The 18133-nt window shown below is 71.9% G+C and carries 15 protein-coding genes; 10 read left to right on the top strand and 5 right to left on the bottom strand.

Going from position 1 to position 18133, the window contains the following annotated elements:
* Positions 1-78 precede the first annotated feature (78 nt).
* From FXF68_RS31985 to mshC, 3 genes are all read left to right on the top strand, one after another.
* Positions 79-1062: an ABC transporter permease gene (locus FXF68_RS31985; protein WP_148765802.1), complete on the top strand. Its 984-nt coding sequence runs from the start codon at positions 79-81 to the stop codon at positions 1060-1062.
* Positions 1063-1070: 8 nt separating this feature from the next.
* A complete protein-coding gene (locus FXF68_RS31980) occupies positions 1071-2015 on the top strand; it encodes an ABC transporter permease (RefSeq protein WP_148765800.1) in 945 nt (314 codons plus the stop codon).
* Positions 2016-2095: 80 nt separating this feature from the next.
* Positions 2096-3325 carry a cysteine--1-D-myo-inosityl 2-amino-2-deoxy-alpha-D-glucopyranoside ligase gene (mshC, locus tag FXF68_RS31975; protein WP_148765798.1) on the top strand — a complete coding sequence of 410 codons (1230 nt, stop codon included), beginning with the start codon at positions 2096-2098 and terminating at the stop codon, positions 3323-3325.
* Positions 3326-3335: 10 nt separating this feature from the next.
* On the opposite strand, the gene FXF68_RS43260 is transcribed toward mshC, so the two are convergent.
* The 3 genes from FXF68_RS43260 to FXF68_RS31960 form a co-directional block, all read right to left on the bottom strand.
* The gene (locus tag FXF68_RS43260; RefSeq protein ID WP_246179056.1) at positions 3336-4853 is read right to left on the bottom strand and encodes a serine/threonine-protein kinase; all 1518 of its coding nucleotides are present in this window, start codon (positions 4851-4853) and stop codon (positions 3336-3338) included.
* 121 nt (positions 4854-4974) lie between these two features.
* Positions 4975-5817, bottom strand: a complete 843-nt coding sequence (locus FXF68_RS31965; RefSeq protein WP_148765796.1) for a PAC2 family protein — start codon at positions 5815-5817, stop codon at positions 4975-4977.
* A 191-nt stretch (positions 5818-6008) separates the two neighbouring features.
* Positions 6009-6470, bottom strand: coding sequence for a universal stress protein (locus FXF68_RS31960; RefSeq protein ID WP_148765794.1), 462 nt, complete (start codon positions 6468-6470; stop codon positions 6009-6011).
* A 247-nt stretch (positions 6471-6717) separates the two neighbouring features.
* Between FXF68_RS31960 and FXF68_RS31955 the strand changes: the two genes are divergently transcribed.
* From FXF68_RS31955 to FXF68_RS31925, 7 genes are all read left to right on the top strand, one after another.
* Positions 6718-7389, top strand: coding sequence for an HAD family hydrolase (locus FXF68_RS31955; RefSeq protein WP_246179055.1), 672 nt, complete (start codon positions 6718-6720; stop codon positions 7387-7389).
* 267 nt (positions 7390-7656) lie between these two features.
* Positions 7657-8085 (top strand): hypothetical protein, encoded by a 429-nt coding sequence (locus FXF68_RS31950; RefSeq protein WP_148765790.1) that lies wholly within the window; start codon positions 7657-7659, stop codon positions 8083-8085.
* Between the two features lie 451 nt (positions 8086-8536).
* Complete coding sequence (locus FXF68_RS31945) at positions 8537-9529, top strand: ABC transporter permease (protein ID WP_148765788.1); 993 nt, start codon at positions 8537-8539, stop codon at positions 9527-9529.
* Positions 9530-9574: 45 nt separating this feature from the next.
* Positions 9575-11338: an ABC transporter substrate-binding protein gene (locus FXF68_RS31940; protein WP_222870164.1), complete on the top strand. Its 1764-nt coding sequence runs from the start codon at positions 9575-9577 to the stop codon at positions 11336-11338.
* Positions 11339-11443: 105 nt separating this feature from the next.
* Positions 11444-12457, top strand: coding sequence for an ABC transporter permease (locus tag FXF68_RS31935; protein ID WP_148765786.1), 1014 nt, complete (start codon positions 11444-11446; stop codon positions 12455-12457).
* A complete protein-coding gene (locus FXF68_RS31930; protein WP_148765784.1) occupies positions 12457-13524 on the top strand; it encodes an ABC transporter ATP-binding protein in 1068 nt (355 codons plus the stop codon). The genes FXF68_RS31935 and FXF68_RS31930 overlap by 1 nt, the downstream gene beginning before the upstream one ends.
* A 23-nt stretch (positions 13525-13547) precedes the next feature.
* Positions 13548-14654 carry an ABC transporter ATP-binding protein gene (locus FXF68_RS31925; protein ID WP_148765782.1) on the top strand — a complete coding sequence of 369 codons (1107 nt, stop codon included), beginning with the start codon at positions 13548-13550 and terminating at the stop codon, positions 14652-14654.
* Between the two features lie 91 nt (positions 14655-14745).
* On the opposite strand, the gene FXF68_RS31920 is transcribed toward FXF68_RS31925, so the two are convergent.
* Positions 14746-17247: an ABC transporter permease gene (locus FXF68_RS31920; RefSeq protein ID WP_246179053.1), complete on the bottom strand. Its 2502-nt coding sequence runs from the start codon at positions 17245-17247 to the stop codon at positions 14746-14748.
* Positions 17244-18071, bottom strand: a complete 828-nt coding sequence (locus FXF68_RS31915) for an ABC transporter ATP-binding protein (RefSeq protein ID WP_148765780.1) — start codon at positions 18069-18071, stop codon at positions 17244-17246. The genes FXF68_RS31920 and FXF68_RS31915 overlap by 4 nt, the downstream gene beginning before the upstream one ends.
* Between the last annotated feature and the right edge of the window lie 62 nt (positions 18072-18133).

Genomic DNA, 18133 nt, shown 5'->3' with positions numbered 1-18133 from the left:
TGCTAGGTTTGCTACTCATCGCGATCTTCGTGGGGCGGCGGGGACCGCCCGGTCATCGGCAGACGGGGAGTGCGGCGGATGGCAGGTGGGGCACGGGGGCAGGGCGACGTCCTCCCCGTCTTACCGCGGTCGCCGGAACGGGGCGCCGCGCCGCCGCCGGTGCGGGGGCGCACCCCGGTGCAGATCGCCTGGACGCGGTTCCGCCGCGACCGGGCCGCCGTCGCCGCCCTCGCCGTCCTGTTCGCGGTCGGGGTGTTCGCGCTGCTCGCGCCGCTGTGGGCGCACCTGACCGGGCACCCCTACGACGCCACGTTCCCGGCCACCGGGCTCGACGTCGACGGGCAGCCGCGCGGGCCCGGCGCGGAGTTCCCGCTCGGCGCCGACCAGCTCGGCCGCGACGTCCTCGTCCGCGCCGCCTACGGCACCCGGATCTCCCTGGTCGTCGGGGTCTGCGCGGCGCTCCTCGCGTCCGTGGCGGGAACGCTCGCGGGGACGCTCGCCGGGTTCGCCGGGGGGCTCACGGACACCCTTCTCGCCCGGCTGATGGACATGACGCTCGCGCTGCCCTACCTGCTCGTCGCGATCACGCTGGCGACGACGTTCCAGGTGTCCTCCGCGGGCGCGGGGCTCGCCATGACCACTCTGGTGATCGCGTTCTTCTCGTTCGCGGCGTTCGGGCGGGTGATCCGCGGGCAGGTCCTCGCGCTGCGGCGGCGGGAGTTCATCGACGCGGCCCGCGCGGCCGGGTCGTCCAACGCGCGGATCATGCTGGCGGACGTCCTGCCGAACCTGGCCGCCCAGGTCACCGTGCTGACCTCGCTGCAGATCCCGGCGGCGATCGGGTTCGAGGCGACGCTGTCGTTCCTCGGCGCGGGCGTCCGGCCCCCGATGCCGAGCCTCGGGTCGATGCTCGGGGAGGGCGGCGACGTGTTCCGCACGGCGTGGTGGCTGCTCGCCGTCCCCGGGGCGCTGCTGCTGCTGACGACGCTGTCGTTCAACCTGATCGGCGACGGGATCCGCGACGCGCTCGGCCCGGGCGGCCGGGCCCGGCGCGGGAGGTGACCGGGGCGGTGCCGCGCCACGTCCTCCGCCGCCTGCTGTACTCGGTCACCGTGCTGTGGCTCGTGTCCACGCTGGTGTTCGTGTTCCTGCACGTGTCGCCCGTCCCGGTGGAGCGGGTGATCGGCGGGCCGCGGGCGACCGCCGAGACCCTCGCCCGGATCCGCGGCGGCCTCGGGCTGGACCGGCCCGTCCTCGTCCAGTACTGGCGGTTCGCCGAGCGGCTGCTGCGCGGCGACCTCGGCGACTCCTACGTCAACGGGACGCCGGTGTCCGCGCTGATCGCCGAGCGGCTCCCGACGACGCTGTGGCTCGTCGGCGGCGCGGCGTGCCTGTGGTCCGCGGGCGGCGTCGCGCTCGGCGTGCTGAGCGCCACCCGCGCGCGCACCCTGTGGGACCGCGCCGCCACCGTGTTCGTGCTGGTCGGGCTGTCCACGCCGCCGTTCGTGCTGGCGCTCGTGCTGCTGTACGCCTTTGCGACGGGCCTCGGCCAGGCGGGCCTCCACCTGTTCGAGGCGGGCCCGCCGATGCAGGAGCACTTCCTGCGCCGGATGACCCTGCCGTGGATCGCGCTGGCGCTGCTGATGCTCGCGACCTACACCCGCCTCACCCGCGGCGCGATGCTCGACGTCCTCGGCGAGGACTACGTCCGCACCGCCCGCGCCAAGGGGCTGCCGGAGCGGCGGGTCGTCCTGCGGCACGGGCTGCGGGCGGCGCTGACCCCGGTCGTCACCCAGTTCGGCGTCGACCTCGGCGCGCTCGTCGGCTCCACCGTCGTCACCGAGAAGGTGTTCGGGCTGCAGGGCGTCGGCCAGCTCGTCTACCAGTCCATCGCGGCGGGCGACACCCCGGTGATCATCGGGGTGACGCTGACCGTGACGCTGTTCGTGATCGCCGCGAACCTGCTGGTGGACATCGGGTACTCCGTCCTCGACCCGCGCGTCCGGTCCGGCTGAACCCGGCACGCCGGGCGCTACGCGGCGCTTGGTGCGATCTCGCCGCGAACCCGCTGAGAGCGCATGGCTAAGCTTTCGATATGCGATCGTGGTCGGCACCCGAAGTCCCCAGCCTCCCCGCGTCGGGGCTGCCAGCGGCGGCCAGGCCGCTCAGCCTCCACGACACCGGGACGGGGACGACCCGGCCGACGGAGCCCGGCCCGACCGCCCGCATGTACGTGTGCGGCATCACCCCCTACGACGCGACGCACCTCGGCCACGCGAACACCTATCTGGCGTTCGATCTCGTGAACCGCTTCTGGCGGGACCTCGGGCACGGCGTCCACTACGTCCAGAACGCCACCGACGTCGACGACCCCCTGCTGGAACGTGCCCGCGACACCGGGCAGGACTGGCGCGTCCTCGCCGACCGGGAGATCCAGCTCTTCCGCGACGACATGACGGCGCTGCGCGTCCTGCCGCCGGACCACTACGTCGGCGCGGTCGAGGCCATCCCGCTGATCGTCGAGATGATCGAGAAGCTGCGCGGCCGGGACGCCGCCTACGAGCTCGCCGGCGACGTGTACTTCCCCGTCGCGTCCGACCCGTCGTTCGGGCAGGTCAGCCGCCTCACCCGGGACGAGATGGCGCCGCTGTTCGCCGAGCGCGGCGGCGACCCGGACCGCGACGGCAAGCGCGACCCGCTCGACCCGATGCTGTGGATGGCGCGGCGCCCCGGCGAGCCCGGCTGGGAGTCGCCGTTCGGGGAGGGCCGCCCCGGCTGGCACGTGGAATGCTCGGCGATCTCCATCGAGTACCTCGGGATGGCGTTCGACGTGGAGGGCGGCGGCTCCGACCTGGCGTTCCCGCACCACGAGATGAGCGCGTCCCACGCCCAGGTCGCCACCGGCGAGCGCCCGCACGCCCGCGCCTACGTCCACGCGGGCATGGTCGGGCTGGACGGCGAGAAGATGTCCAAGTCGCGCGGCAACCTCGTGTTCGTGTCGAAGCTGCGGAAGTCCGGCACCGACCCGATGGCGATCCGGCTGGCGCTCCTCGCGCACCACTACCGCGCCGACTGGGAATGGACGGACGAGGGGCTCGACGCGGCGGCCGCGCGGCTCGACCGGTGGCGCGCGGCCGTGGGCAGGGCGTCCGGCCCGCCCGCCGCGCCCGTCGCCGACGCCGTCCGCGCCGGGCTCGCCGACGACCTGGACGCCCCGGCCGCCCTCGCCGCCGTCGACGCCTGGGCCGCCGCCGACGGGCCCGACGAGGCGGCGCCGTCGCAGGTCAGAGCCGTCGTCGACGCGCTCCTCGGCGTCGCGCTCTAGCCCCGGCCGGTCATTTCAGGACGTAGCAGTCCCAGTCGGACGGTGTGGCGGCGTCGCCGTTCAGCCGCGCCTCCGCGTCGGGCGCGTACTGCGACGCGCACACCGTCGTCATCGTGATCGGGGTGTCGACGCCGATGTCGCCGTTCCGCGGCACGCAGTACCACTTGCTGACCCGGTAGACGGCGTTCCGGTCGCGCGCCCCGCAGTAGCGGTCCGGGTCGGGGGAGCCGAGCACGACCGGCTTCGGCGGCGGGTCGGAGGACGGCGGCGGCCGCCCGGTCTCGCCCCCGCCGCCGGGGCGCGTCCCTCCGCTCGGGCTCGGACGTGACGGCGCCGTCGTCGTTGACCGACCGGGACTGGGCCGTGCCGAAGAGGGTTTCGACGCCGTGGCGGTGCCGGGGACGGTCACCCGCCCCTCGCCCTGCGGCCCGCCCGCCTCGGCAGGGGCGTCGGGCGGACGGTCCAGCAGCATGTACCCGGCAGCTCCGGCGAGGGCGGCGGCGGCGAACGCGGCGACGGCGGCGGCGACCGCGCGCCCCCGCCTGCGCCGCCGCGCCTCCCCGGGGCCGTCGCGTCCGGTGTCCGGGGAGGTCTCGGTGGGCGCGGGCGGCAGCGTGTCCGAGCCGCCGCCGTCCTCGGGCGGGGGAGGCGGCGGCTGCGGCGCGGGCGGCGCGGGCGGCGCGGGCGGGGCGGCGGCCGCGGCGGTCGTGTCGAAGGCGTCCTCGTGCCCGACGAGCCGCAGCAGGAGCTGCGCCGCCGTCGGCCGCGCCGCCGGGTCCTTGGCGAGGGACGCGCCGACCAGCTCGCGCAGCTCGCCGTCCAGCCGACCGAGGTCGGGCTCGTGGTGCAGCACCCGGTACATCACCGCCGGGATCGAGTCGGACCCGAACGGCGGGCGGCCCGTCGCCGCGAACGTGATCGTCGCGCCCCACGCGAACACGTCGACGGCGGCGCCGACGTCCTCCCCGGACACCTGCTCGGGCGCCATGTAGGCGGGGGTGCCGACGGCGCGGCTGCTGACGGCGCTCGCCGCGTCCAGCACCCGCGACAGCCCGAAGTCGATCACGCGCGGGCCGTCCGGGCCGAGCAGGACGTTGTGCGGCTTCAGGTCGCGGTGCACGACCCCGGCGCGGTGGATGGCGGTGAGCGCGCTCGCGGTGCTGACGGCGAGCCGGTCCAGCGCGCCGCCGGCGAGCGGCCCGTCCCGCGCGACGGCCCGGTTCAGCGCCTCGCCGGGGACGTACTCGCTGACCAGGTACGGGGTGTCGCCGGCGACCTCGGCGTCCAGGAACTGGGCGGTGCAGAACCGGGCGACCTGCTTCGCGACCTCCGCCTCCCGGACGAACCGGGCCCGCGCGGTGGCGTCGTCGTCGAACTGGACCCGCAGCAGCTTGACCGCGACGTGCCCGCCGTCCGCGTCCTCGCCCAGGTAGACGGTGCCCTGCGCGCCCGAGCCGAGCCGTCCGAGCAGCCGGTAGCGGCCGAGCCGCGGCGGGTCGTGCGCACGCAGCGGCTGTGCGTCCGGCACCGGCGCTTCCTCCCCGTTCCCGTCGTGCTGGCGTGGCCCGTCCCGACCTGACGTGAACCGTCAGGGTAGGCCCGCCACCCTATACACGGCCGGCCAGCGAGGACGCCCGCCGCCGGGAAGGTCAGCCGGGGTCGCGGCGGCGCAGGTACCGCTCGAACTCGCGGGCGATGGCGTCGCCGCTCGCCTCGGGAAGCTCGGTCGCGTCCTTCTGCTCCTCCAGCGTCCGGACGTACTCGGCGACCTCGGAGTCCTCCTCGGCGAGCTCGTTGACGCCGTTCTCCCAGGCCCGCGCCTCCTCGGGCAGCTCGCCCAGCGGGACGGTGACGTCCAGGAGGTCCTCGACGCGGCGCAGCAGCGCGAGCGTCGCCTTCGGCGACGGCGGCTGCGCGACGTAGTGCGGCACGGCCGCCCACAGCGACACGGTGTCGAGCCCCGCCTTGGCGCACGCGTCCTGGAGGACGCCGAGGATGCCGGTCGGCCCCTCGTAGCGGGCGGGCTCCAGGTTCAGGGTGTTGACCAGCCCCGCCTCGGACGCGGCCCCGGTCACCGGCACGGGACGCGTGTGCGGCGCGTCCGCGAGCAGCGCCCCCAGCAGCACGACGTTGCGGACGTCCAGCTCCAGCATCAGCCCGACCAGCTCGCGGCAGAACGACCGCCACCGCATGTTCGGCTCGATCCCGTGCAGCAGGACGACGTCCTTGCCGCCGGGCAGCCGCGCCCACGACACGCGGGTCGTGGGCCAGGTGATGCCGCGCGTCTCGCCGTCGGACATCTCCACGATCGGGCGGGTGACCTGGAAGTCGTAGTAGTCGTCGGGGTCGAGCTCGGCGACCGGCACGGCCTCCCAGGCGGCCTCCAGATGCGAGATGACCCCGCTCGCGGCCTCCCCGGCGTCGTTCCATCCCTCAAAGGCGGCCACGAGCACCGGATCGACCAGTTCCGGCAGGTTCTCGATCTCGACCACGCGCTGCCTCCTTTCGACGCCTGGGTACAGCGTCACCGACGGGGGCCGTCATTCCCGGGGGCGGGGGCCCCGCTCATGATCGGTGGCTGTCAGCCTACGTCCTGACGGTGACCTACCCCACCCCCGCCGGACCAGACGCCCGCGCGCTACGCCCGCGGCGGAATACGGCACGGAGCGGACACCCCGCCGGGTCACCTCCCGCGCGGCGTGGTGTGCGCGATCAGCACGTCGCAGGGGGACCGATGCGACAGGTTCGCCGGGACGGACCCGAGGATCCGCCCGGCGAGGCTGTTCAGCCCCCGGTTCCCGACGACGACGAGGTCCGCGCCGCGCTCCTTCGCCAGCCTGCTGATGACGTCGACGGCGTCGCCCTCCACCGCGACCTGGTCGATGTCGCCCGCGCCCGCGGCGACGGCCCGCTCCCGCGCGGCCCGCAGCGCGTCGTCGGCCGGCGTGGACCCCTGCACCTTGTAGGCCAGGTCGCCGAGCCGGTCGGCGGCGCTCGCCCGCTCCCGCTCCGGCATCGGGCTGTAGGCGCTGGCGAGCAGGAGCGTGGCGCCGGTCGCGGCGGCGAGCTGGGCGGCCCGGTCGACGGCGCGGAACGAGGAGTCCGAGCCGTCGGTGCCGACGAGGATGATGCGGTACGCGCTCATGCCGATCCTTACCGGGTAGTAGTTTACTGGTGGCACGGTATCGGTCCGGTGACCCGTCCGTCACCGCCTCTTTGCACACGGCGTCCAAAAGGGAGCGCCGTGACCGGAGCGAAGCGAGGATCAGGGCGCTCCCGTCCCGGGGGTCTGGGGGTCGTCCCCCAGAAAGGACCGTGACCGGAGCGAAGCGAGGATCATGGCGCTCCCATCCGGGGGGCCTGGGGGGCGTCCCCCAGAAAGGAAGGGTGACGTGACTCGAGGTGGCCTGCGGGCGGTCCTGTTCGACATGGACGGGCTGCTCATCGACTCCGAGCGCGTGTGGCTGGAGGTCGAGTCCGAGGTGATGGCCTGGCTCGGCGGCGAGTGGAGCCCCGCCCACCAGGAGCGGCTCGTCGGCGGCTCGCTCGCCATCGCCGTCGAGTACATGCTGGAGCTGACGGGCTCGGACGCCCCGCCCGAGGCGATCGGGAGGCGGATGCTGGACGGTATGGTCGAGCGCCTCAGCGCCTGCGTCCCGATGATGCCCGGCGCGAAGGACCTGCTCGCCGAGGTCCGCGCGGCCGGGGTCCCGGCGGCGCTGGTGTCCTCCAGCCACCGGCGGCTCATCGAGCCGGTGCTGGACGCGATCGGCCGCGAGCACTTCGCGCTCAGCGTCGCGGGCGACGAGGTGTCGCGCACCAAGCCCGACCCCGAGCCGTACCTGACGGCCGCCGCGCGGCTCGGCGTCCCGCCGGGGGAGTGCGTCGTCCTGGAGGACTCCCCGAACGGCGTCGCGGCGGCGGAGGCGGCGGGCTGCGTCACGGTGGCGGTGCCGAACGTCCTGCCGATCCCGCCCGCGCCGGGGCGGACGGTGGTCGCGTCGCTGCGCGAGGTGAGCCTCGCGACGCTGCGGTCGCTGCCCGCGTTCGCCGGCGGAGCGTGACGTCCCGCCGGGCGGCGGAGAGGGCCTCCCGTCGCCCAACCGTTGCGGGAAATTCACCGGTATGCGCTTTTCGCCCGTCTTGTCCCGTGGGTGGGAGATGCATCGGAGGCGGTAGCGGCCCCTGATACCAGCGGGGCGGTCCCCAGGGGACGGGTCCCGCCGGAGGAGGAGGGACGCCTGGGGGCAAACCGTCCGCCGGGAGGATCGGAACCGGCCCCGGACGTGTGACGATGGGAGGAGCACCACCGTGACGAGTGAGGGGCCGGCATGAGCGACGCAGCCATTTTCGCGATCAGCCTCGGGGTGACCGTGCTGGGGCTGGTCATCAGCTGGGGGGCCTACCGCCGTCGGGGCGCGGGCACGGCCGTGCGCGGGGTCGCGCTGTCGCTGGTGCCGCTCGCGGCGGCGCTGACCGGGGTCACCGAGTTCTTCGTCGACCTCGCCTTCAGCCCGGTCAAGTGGGCGGGCGTCGCGCTGGCGGGGCTGGCGGTGGTCCTCTACATGGCGTCCGGGGCGATGCTGAGCCGCCGCGCGGGCGGCGCCCCCGCCGGGAACCGGGCGGCCGAGGACGGCGGCCGCAAGTCCGCCGGGCGGTCCGGCAAGCCGCGGGGCGCGGTGGAGGGCCCGGCCCGGGGCGGCGGCGACCCCGAGATGGCGGAGATCGAGAAGATCCTGCGCGACCGCGGCATCTCCTGACCGCGGCCCGGCGCCTTCGGGCGGCGGGCGGGTCTCCGAACGGCCACGGCGGGCCGGGACGTCCCCACGCGGGGGCGCCCCGGCCCGCCGTTTCTTGTGCGGACGCGGCTGACCTGCGGAGAAACGGTCTCGGAACGGACTCGGTACGGTAAAGCTTTCCGGTCTAGACCGGTTTTCGGTTGCTGGGCATGACGTGGGCGTACGTACTATTCGCACGATTTGTCCGATGCGAAGTCGGCGCGCGTGTTCCCCAGATGACGACGAGATCACAAGTCAGATACGGGTACTGGCGAAGGTCGCTTCACGGATGGACAGTCGTGCCCGAAGGACTACGTTTCCCTTCAGCGAACGCGGCGTAACGGGCACGGGGGCAGCGGATGATCTCCGCGGCCGCCGGTCACACGCCGGCGGCAGGGCCGAACCAGTGGCCGGACGGTAGGAGGTATGGAGCGTGGCCGCACCCATTGAGGTGAGCGGGTCCGACACCGAGGCACAGCCGGAATCGGTACTTGCCGGAGTCGACCGCAAGAAGATCCAGGGGCGCTCCCTAGGCCAGATCGCGTGGATGCGGTTGAAGCGCGACAAGGTCGCCCTCACCGGCGCGGTCGTGGTCGTCGTGCTGATCCTCATCGCGATCGTGGGTCCGTACTTCGTCCAGGACCCCCTCGCGTACCACCAGAACCTGATCGACCCCACCTACAACCGCCCGAAGAGCGGCTTCTGGCACTCGGGCATCAGCGCCGACCACCTGCTCGGCGTGGAGCCGGGCACCGGGCGCGACATGCTCGCCCGCATCGTCCACGGCGCCCGGATCTCGCTGCTCGTCTCGTTCCTCGCCACGCTGATGTCGGTCGTCATCGGCACGATCATGGGCATCACCGCCGGCTACTTCGGCGGCTGGGTCGACACCGTGATCAGCCGCGCAATGGACGCCTTCCTCGCCTTCCCGCTGCTCCTCTTCGCGATCGCCCTGGTCGGCGTCGTCGCGGACGGCGCGTTCGGGCTGAGCGGCAACGGCCTGCGCGTCTCGGTGCTGGTCATAGTCATCGGGTTCTTCAACTGGCCCTACATCGGCCGCATCATCCGCGGGCAGACGCTGTCGCTGCGCGAGCGCGAGTTCGTCGACGCGGCCCGCAGCATGGGCGCCCGCAACTCCTACGTGCTGTTCAAGGAGATCCTGCCGAACCTGGTCGCGCCGATCCTCGTCTACTCGACGCTTTTGATCCCGACCAACATCCTGTTCGAGGCGGCGCTGTCGTTCCTCGGCGTCGGCGTCATCCCGCCGAAGCCGTCGTGGGGCGGGATGCTCACCCTGGCGGTGCCGATCTACTCCTCGGACCCGATGTACATGATCATCCCCGGTATGGCGATCTTCATCACGGTCCTCGCCTTCAACCTGTTCGGTGACGGGTTGCGGGACGCTCTCGACCCTCGGTCAAGGTGACTCGGGTTCCTTCCGACCCGTCTATTTGAAGGGGTGCGCCTGCACATGAACAAGATGAGACCGATCGCGGTCGTCGCGGCCGGTGTGGTCGCGGCCGCGGGGCTCGCCGCCTGCGGCGGCGGGGATTCCGGATCGTCGGGGAGCGGCCCCGGCTACAACGCCGGAGTCAACGCCGTCGTCAACAAGTCGGACAAGAAGGGCGGAACTCTCAAGTTCGCCAGCTCCGACGACTTCGACTCGCCGGACCCGGGCAACACCTACTACGCCTTCTCCCAGAACGTCGCCCGCATCTACGGCCGCGGCCTGACGACGTTCAACCCGGCCGCGGGCGAGGAGAGCCTGAAGGTCGTCCCGGACCTCGCCACCGACCTCGGCCAGTCCAGCGACGGCGGCAAGACCTGGACGTACAAGCTGCGCACCGGCGTGAAGTACGACGACGGCGCCACGGTCACGTCCAAGGACGTGAAGTACGCGGTGGAGCGGAGCAACTACTCCGACGAGCTGCAGCTCGGGCCGAAGTACTTCAAGCAGTACCTGGTCGACAACAAGCCGGCGTACAAGGGTCCGTACAAGGACAAGAGCGACGAGGGCCTCAAGTCCATCGAGACCCCCGACGACCAGACGATCATCTTCCACCTGAACACGCCGTTCCAGGAGTTCGACTACCTGGTCGCGATGTCGCAGACCATGCCCGTGCCGAAGGCCAAGGACACCGGCCTGAAGTACGAGGGAGCGATCGTCTCGTCCGGCCCGTACAAGGTCGACAACTACACGCGCGGCAAGTCCATGTCGCTGTCGCGCAACCCGAACTGGAACGCGAGCACGGACCCGATCCGCAAGGCTCTGCCCGACAAGGTCGAGATCCAGCTCAAGCAGAACGCCGACGACATCGACCAGCGGCTCATCGCGGGCTCGCTGGACATGGACATCGCGGGCGTCGGCGTCCAGTCGGGCACCCAGCCGAAGGTGCTGGCCGCCGACCAGAAGCCGTACGTCGACAACCCCGTCCAGGGCTTCCTGCGGTTCATGTCGCTGAACCAGCACGTCAAGCCGCTGAACAACATCCACTGCCGCATCGCCGTGCAGTACGCGACCGACAAGGTCGCCGCGCAGACCGCCTACGGAGGCCCGCTGGCCGGTGGCGACACCGCCACCACGGTGCTGCCGCCGTCGGTCGCCGGGTACACCAAGTTCGACCTGTACCCGCAGAAGCAGGCCGAGGGAGGCGGGCTCGACCAGGCCACGCTCGGGAAGGCCAAGCAGGAGCTGCAGCAGTGCGGCCAGCCGAACGGCTTCAGCACCAAGATCTCGGCCCGTTCCGACCGGCCGAAGGAAGTCGCGATGGCGCAGGCCATCCAGCAGAGCCTCGCGAAGGTCAACATCAAGACCGAGATCGTGCAGTTCCCGGCCGGTGACTACTTCAACAAGTACGTCGGCGTGCCGAAGTACGTCCACGACCACGGCATCGGCATGATGATCATGGCGTGGGCGGCGGACTGGCCGACCGGCTACGGCTTCCTCGCGCAGATCGTGCACGGCAGCGCCATCAAGCCGTCCGGTGGGAACAACCTCGCCGAGCTCAACGACCCTGCGGTCAACAAGGGCCTGGACGACGCCATCGCCAACCCGGACGAGGCGGCCCGCCTGAAGGCCTACGGCGAGGTCGACAAGCTGGTCATGGGGACCGCCATGGAGGTCCCGCTGGTCTACGCGAAGGCCCTGATGTACCGGCCGAAGCGGGTCACCAACGCGGGCATCACCTACTCCTACGGCGGAATGTACGACTACCTCAACATGGGCGTGGAGTAACACTCCGCCTCGTCCATGCGTCCCTCTGAAGGCAGGTGAAGGCGACGCCCGCCGGCCGGGTCAGGACCCACAGGTCCGCCCGGCCGGCGGGTGGGGCCGCGCAATGTGTTCGCATACATCGTCCGGCGCCTCATCGGCGCCGTCCTCATGTTGCTGCTGGTCAGCCTCGTGACCTTCGGCATCTTCTTCTGGCTGCCGAAGCTGGCCGGCCAGACGACCGACCAGATCGCGGCGGCCTACGTCGGCAAGGCGCCGACCAAAGAGGCCATCATCGACACCAAGGAGCGCCTCGGCCTGGACGAACCGGTCGTCGTCCAGTACGGCAACTACCTGAAGGCGCTCGTCGTCGGCAAGGACTACAAGGCCGGCCCGGTCACCGACCACTGTCCCGCGCCCTGCATGGGGTTCTCGTTCCGCAGCAGCCAGCCCGTCCTGGAGACGCTGCTCGACCGCGCCCCGGCGACGGCGTCGCTCGCGCTCGGCGCCGCGGTCATCTGGCTGGCCGGCGGCATCAGCGTCGGCGTCGTCTCGGCCCTGAAGAGAGGCACGCTCTGGGACAGAGCGGCGATGATCATCGCGTTGAGCGGTGTGTCGCTGCCCATCTACTTCACCGGCCTGGTGTCGTTGGCGCTGTTCTCCTACAGCATCAAGATCTTCCCAGGCGGCGGCAGCTACCTGCCCCTGACCACCGATCCGGTGAAATGGTTCCAGTCGCTGGTGCTGCCATGGGTGACGCTCGCGTTCCTTTACGCGGCGATGTACGCGCGGCTCACCAGAGCGGGCATGCTGGAGACGATGAACGAGGACTACATCCGCACCGCCCGCGCGAAGGGCCTGCCGGAGAAGACCGTCGTCACCAAGCACGCGCTGCGCGCCACGCTGACGCCGATCATGACGGTGTTCGGCCTGGACCTCGGCCTCCTGCTCGGCGGCGCGGTCCTCACCGAGAGCACCTTCGGCATCCCGGGCCTCGGCCGGCTCGCGATCGACTCGATCAACACCGGCGACCTGCCCATGGTGCTCGGCGTCACGCTGATCACCGCCAGTTCCATCGTGGTGATCAACCTGATCGTCGACCTGCTGTACGCCGTCGTCGACCCGAGAGTGAGGCTGGGCTGATGGCCGGGACCGCACCCGTCGCGGACGCCGCGGGCGCCGGCGAGGCCCCCGGCGCGTTCCTCGAAGTCCGCGACCTGAAGATCCACTTCCCGACCGACGACGGCCTGGTGAAGTCGGTGGACGGGCTGACGTTCCAGCTGGAGCGCGGCCGCACCCTCGGCATCGTCGGCGAGTCGGGGTCGGGCAAGAGCGTGACCAGCCTCGGCATCCTCGGCCTGCACAACAAGCGCAACGCCGACGTGTCCGGGGAGATCTGGCTGAACGGCAAGGAGCTCGTCGGCGCCTCGCAGAACGAGGTGCGCCGGCTCCGCGGCCGCGACATGGCGATGATCTTCCAGGACCCGCTGTCCTCGATGCACCCCTTCTACACGGTGGGCAGCCAGATCATCGAGGCGTACCGGGTCCACAACGACGTGTCGAAGCAGGTGGCGCGCAAGCACGCCATCGACATGCTCGGCCGGGTCGGCATCCCGAAGCCGGACAAGCGGGTCGACGACTACCCGCACCAGTTCTCCGGCGGCATGCGGCAGCGCGCGATGATCGCGATGGCGCTGTCCTGCGACCCGGAGCTGCTGATCGCCGACGAGCCGACGACGGCGCTGGACGTGACCGTCCAGGCGCAGATCCTCGACCTCATCCGCGACCTGCAGCAGGAGTTCAACTCCGCCGTCATCATGATCACCCACGACCTCGGGGTGGTCGCCGAGCTGTCCGACGACATCCTGGTGATGTACGCGGGCCGCTGCGTCGAGTACGCCTCGGTGGACGACGCGTTCCACCGTCCGCAGCACCCCTACACGTGGGGGCTGCTCGGCTCGATGCCGCGGCTGGACCGGGAGCGGTCGGAGCGGCTCATGCCGATCCAGGGGTCGCCGCCGAGCCTGATCAACGTGCCGTCCGGGTGCGCGTTCCATCCGCGCTGTCCCTACGCCGAGCTGAACGACGGCAAGAGCGAGACCGAGCGGCCCGAGCTGGTCGAGGTCGAGCCCGGCCACAGGGCCGCGTGCCACCTGCCGCTGGAGAAGCGGCGGGAGATCTGGGCCGACGAGATCAAGCCGAAGCTGTGACGAGCGCGGGTGGGAACGTGAGTGTGAGCACATCGAAGACCCCTGCGGACGAGACCCGTCCGGTGCAGGAGGGCGAGCCGCTGCTCGAGGTCGAGAACCTCGGCAAGCACTTCCCCGTCACCGCGGGGCTGCTGCGCCGGCAGGTCGCGGCGGTGAAGGCCGTGGACGGCGTGTCGTTCTCGGTCCGCAAGGGCGAGACCCTCGGGCTGGTGGGCGAGTCGGGCTGCGGCAAGTCCACCACCGGACGGATGATCATGCGGTTGCTCGACCCGAGCTTCGGCAAGATCGTCTTTGAGGGGCAGGACATCACGAAGCTGTCGCAGGGGCGGCTCCGGCCGTTCCGCCGCGACCTTCAGATGATCTTCCAGGACCCGTACTCGTCGCTGAACCCGCGCAAGACGGTCGGCGCGATCGTCGGGGCCCCGTTCCGGCTGCAGAACATCGAGGCCAAGCAGGGCGTGAAGAAGGCCGTCCAGGAGATCCTGGAGCTCGTCGGCCTGAACCCCGAGCACTACAACCGGTACCCGCACGAGTTCTCCGGCGGGCAGCGGCAGCGCATCGGGATCGCCCGCACCCTCGCCCTGAAGCCGAAGCTGATCGTCGCCGACGAGCCGGTCTCCGCGCTCGACGTGTCGGTGCAGGCGCAGGTGGTGAACCTGCTGGAGGACCTGCAGGACGAGCTCGACCTCACCTACGTGGTGATCGCGCACGACCTGTCGGTGGTCCGGCACATCTCCGACCGCGTCGCCGTCATGTACCTCGGCAAGATCGTCGAGGTGGCGGACCGGTCGGACCTGTACGAGCGGCCGATGCACCCGTACACGAACGCGCTGCTGTCCGCGGTCCCGATCCCGGACCCGGCCGAGCGGGGCGAGCGGCAGCGGATCCGGCTGCAGGGGGACGTGCCGAGCCCCCTCGACCCGCCGCCCGCGTGCCGGTTCCACACGCGCTGCTGGAAGGCGCAGGACATCTGCAAGCAGGTCGAGCCGCCGCTGGTCGAGCTCAGCCCCGGCCACCAGGCCGCCTGCCACTTCCCGGAGAACACCACGGTCAGCGCGACCGACGCGGTCGCGAAGGCCGCGGTGGCGCCGGGCACCGCCCCGGCCGACGACCCCGAGCCGGCGGAGTAGCCTCCGCGGCCTGGGTAGGGCTCCCGCACGACGAAAGACCCGGCCCCCTCCTCCAGGAGGGGGCCGGGTCTTTTCCTTGCGCCTGGTGCGGTCACTCGGTGGCGATGGCCTTCAGGACGTCCATGCGCCCGGCCCGCCACGCAGGCCACAGCGCCGCCAGCACCCCGATCACCGCGGCGACCACCAGGTAGACCACCAGCGTCCCGTACGGGACGGCGAGGACCCCGAGGCCCTTGTCGGCGAGGGCGTTCTGCATCGCCGCGCCGAACGCGACGCCGATGCCCATGCCGAGCAGCGCCCCGAACACCGCGATCATGATCGACTCGACGCGGATCATGCGGCGGAGCTGGCGGCGGCTGATCCCGATCGCGCGGAGCAGCCCGATCTCCCTGGTCCGTTCGATCACCGACAGGGCGAGCGTGTTCACGACGCCGACCGCGGCGATGATCACGGACATGGCGAGCAGGATCGACACGAACTTCACGAGCCCGTCGATCTGCTTGCTGATCTGCTCCTTCAGCGCCGCCTGGTCGGACACGTCCAGCGCCGGGTAGTCCTTCAGCGCGTTCTCGATGCCGGTCTTGGTGGCGGCGTCGGCCGTCGCGGCGTCGACGATGACCGCGTCGATGAACGGGCGGACCGTGTGCTGCCGGTACGCCTGCTCGGCGATGACGTTCGCGCCGATCAGGTCGCTCTTGGTGTAGATGCCGGTGAGCCGCAGCGGCTCGGTCCTGCCGTCGGTGAACTGCACGGGGATCGTCGCCCCGACCGTCCAGCCGTGCTTCTTCGCGGACTTGTCGTCCACCATGATCCCGGCCGCGCCGAGGTCGCTGGAGCCCGCGACCATCTTCAGCCGCGCCGCCTTGGCGATCTCGGCGACGTCGCCGGACATCACCGAGTCCCGCTTCCCGGCGATCTTGGCGTCGGCGGTGTACGTCGGGGATGCGTTCCGCACCCCGGGCACCGCCTTGATCTTCCCGGGGACCTCCGCGCCGATGGAGCCCGCGCCGGTCGGCATGACGAGGTAGTCCGCGCCGAACTGCGCGTCGACCTTCGCGTCCATCGACGCGGAGGTGGACGAGCCGAGCACGTTCACCGTCGTGATCAGCGCCAGGCCGATCATCAGCGCGGCGGCGGTCGCGGCGGTGCGGCGCGGGTTGCGGAGCGCGTTCTGCCGCGCGAGCCGGCCCGGCGACCCCATCAGCCGCGCGAACGGCGCGCCGAGCACCCGCAGCACCGGGAGGCTGATCACCGGGGCGAGCATCGCCACCCCGATGAACACCGCGAAGACCCCCACCCCGACGAGCGCGATGGGGCTGCCGCCGGCGCCCGCGAGGCCGACCGCGATCAGCCCGGCGCCCGCGGCGGTCAGCAGCGAGCCGAGCGCCACCCGGATCCGCAGCGACCGCTGCGGCATCGCCACGTCGTCCCGCATCGCCGCGACCGGCGGGATCTTCGCCGCGCGCCGCGCCGGGAAGTACGCCGACACGACGGTGACGACGATCCCGACCACGTACGACCAGATCACCGGCCGCGCGGTGAACGTCAGCCCGCCCTGCCCGGCGTCGCCCATCTGCGACTGCAGCAGCGACGCGAGCCCCGCGCCGACGAGGAGGCCGAGCGTCGACCCGATCACGCCGACCGCGACCGCCTCGCCGATCACCGCGCGGGTGACCTGGCCGCGGGCCGCGCCGACCGCGCGCAGCAGCGCCAGCTCGCGGGTCCGCTGCGCGACCAGCATCGAGAACGTGTTGAAGATGATGAACGCCCCGACGAAGATCGAGATCAGCGCGAACACCAGCAGGAACGTCTGGAAGAAGTTCATCATCGAGGCGATGTCGCTCTTGGACTCCTCGCGGAGCTTCTCCCCGGTGACGGCCTCCATGCCCTGGGGGAGGACCTTCGCGACCCGGTCGCGCAGCTCCGCCTGCGACGGGCCCGTCGAGCCCATCTCGATGTCGCTGAAGTAGCCGGGCTTCAGCATCAGCGCCTGCGCCGTCGGGGTGTCGAACGCGGTGACCGTCGCGCCCATCAGGTTCCCCGTGTCGATCAGCCCGACGATCTTCATCCGCTGCGGCGGGCCCGCGGTGACGACCCGCGCGGTGTCGCCGACCGACAGCTTGCCCTTCTCGGCGGTCGTCGCGTCGATCACGACCTCGGCGGGGCCCTGCGGCGCCCGCCCCGCCTTCAGGTCGTAGGACCCGCCGGCCGTCCAGTTCGCGCCGATCTGCGGCGGCCCGTTCTGCGGGGTGCCGATGACCTTGCCGTCCTTGCCGACGACCGCCGCGTACCCGGTGACGTTCCCCCTCGGGTCCTTCACCCCTTCGACGCCCCGCAGCGCCGTCAGGACCGACGCCGGGACGGGCTGAGCCGCCATGCCGTCGTCGTCGCCGCCCACGACCTTCTTGGCCCGCACGTCCACGGCCACGTTCTTGCCGACCCGGCTGAACAGGTCGTCGAACTGCTTGTTCATGCTGTCGGTGAAGATCAGCGTGCCGGCCACGAACGCGACGCCGAGGATCACCGCGACACCGGTCAGCACCAGCCTGATCTTGTGCGCCGCGAGGTTGCGGAGCGTGACCTTGCCCATCATCGCGCCACGACCCCCGGCTCGTCACCGGACGGGCGGACGGGCGCGCCGACGGCGTCGAAGCCCTTCATCCGCTCCAGGACCCGCTCGGCGGTCGGCTCCTGCATCGTGTCGACGATCTGCCCGTCCGACAGGAACAGCACCTGGTCGGCGTACGCCGCCGCGGACGGGTCGTGCGTCACCATCACGATCGTCTGGCCCATCCGCCGCACCGAGTCGCGCAGGAACCCGAGCACCTCCGCGCCGGACCGCGAGTCGAGGTTCCCGGTCGGCTCGTCCGCGAAGATGATCTCCGGGCGGGCGGCGAGGGCCCGCGCGCACGCCACCCGCTGCTGCTGCCCGCCGGACAGCTCCGACGGGCGGTGCTTCAGCCGCGGCCGCAGCCCCACCGTGTCGATCACCGAGTCCAGCCACTGCCGGTCCGGCTTGCGCCCGGCGATGTCCATCGGGAGGGTGATGTTCTCCAGCGCCGTCAGCGTCGGCACCAGGTTGAACGCCTGGAAGATGAACCCGACCTTGTCGCGGCGCAGCCGGGTGAGCTGCTTGTCGCGCAGCCGGGTCAGCTCGGTGTCGCCGATGAAGACCTGCCCGGAGTCCACCGAGTCCAGGCCCGCCATGCAGTGCATGAGCGTCGACTTGCCGGACCCGGACGGGCCCATGATCGCGGTGAAGCGGCCGCGGGGAATGCCCACGGTGACCCCGTCCAGCGCGACGACCTGGGCGTCGCCGCGCCCGTACACCTTCGCGATCTGCTGGGTCCGTGCGGCGAAGTCGCCCGCCCCGGGCGCGGTCCGCGCGCCGGCGGTCGATGGGGCGGTGTTCGTCACGAGAAACTCCCGAGTGTGAGTGAGCTGGATTCCACCGAACCGCGCCTTTGCCCCCGGCGATC

Source organism: Actinomadura decatromicini, from assembly GCF_008121305.1.
Classification (GTDB): domain Bacteria; phylum Actinomycetota; class Actinomycetes; order Streptosporangiales; family Streptosporangiaceae; genus Spirillospora; species Spirillospora syzygii.
Note: the sequence above shows the minus strand (reverse complement) of the source record. Positions and strands in the feature narration are given on the sequence as shown.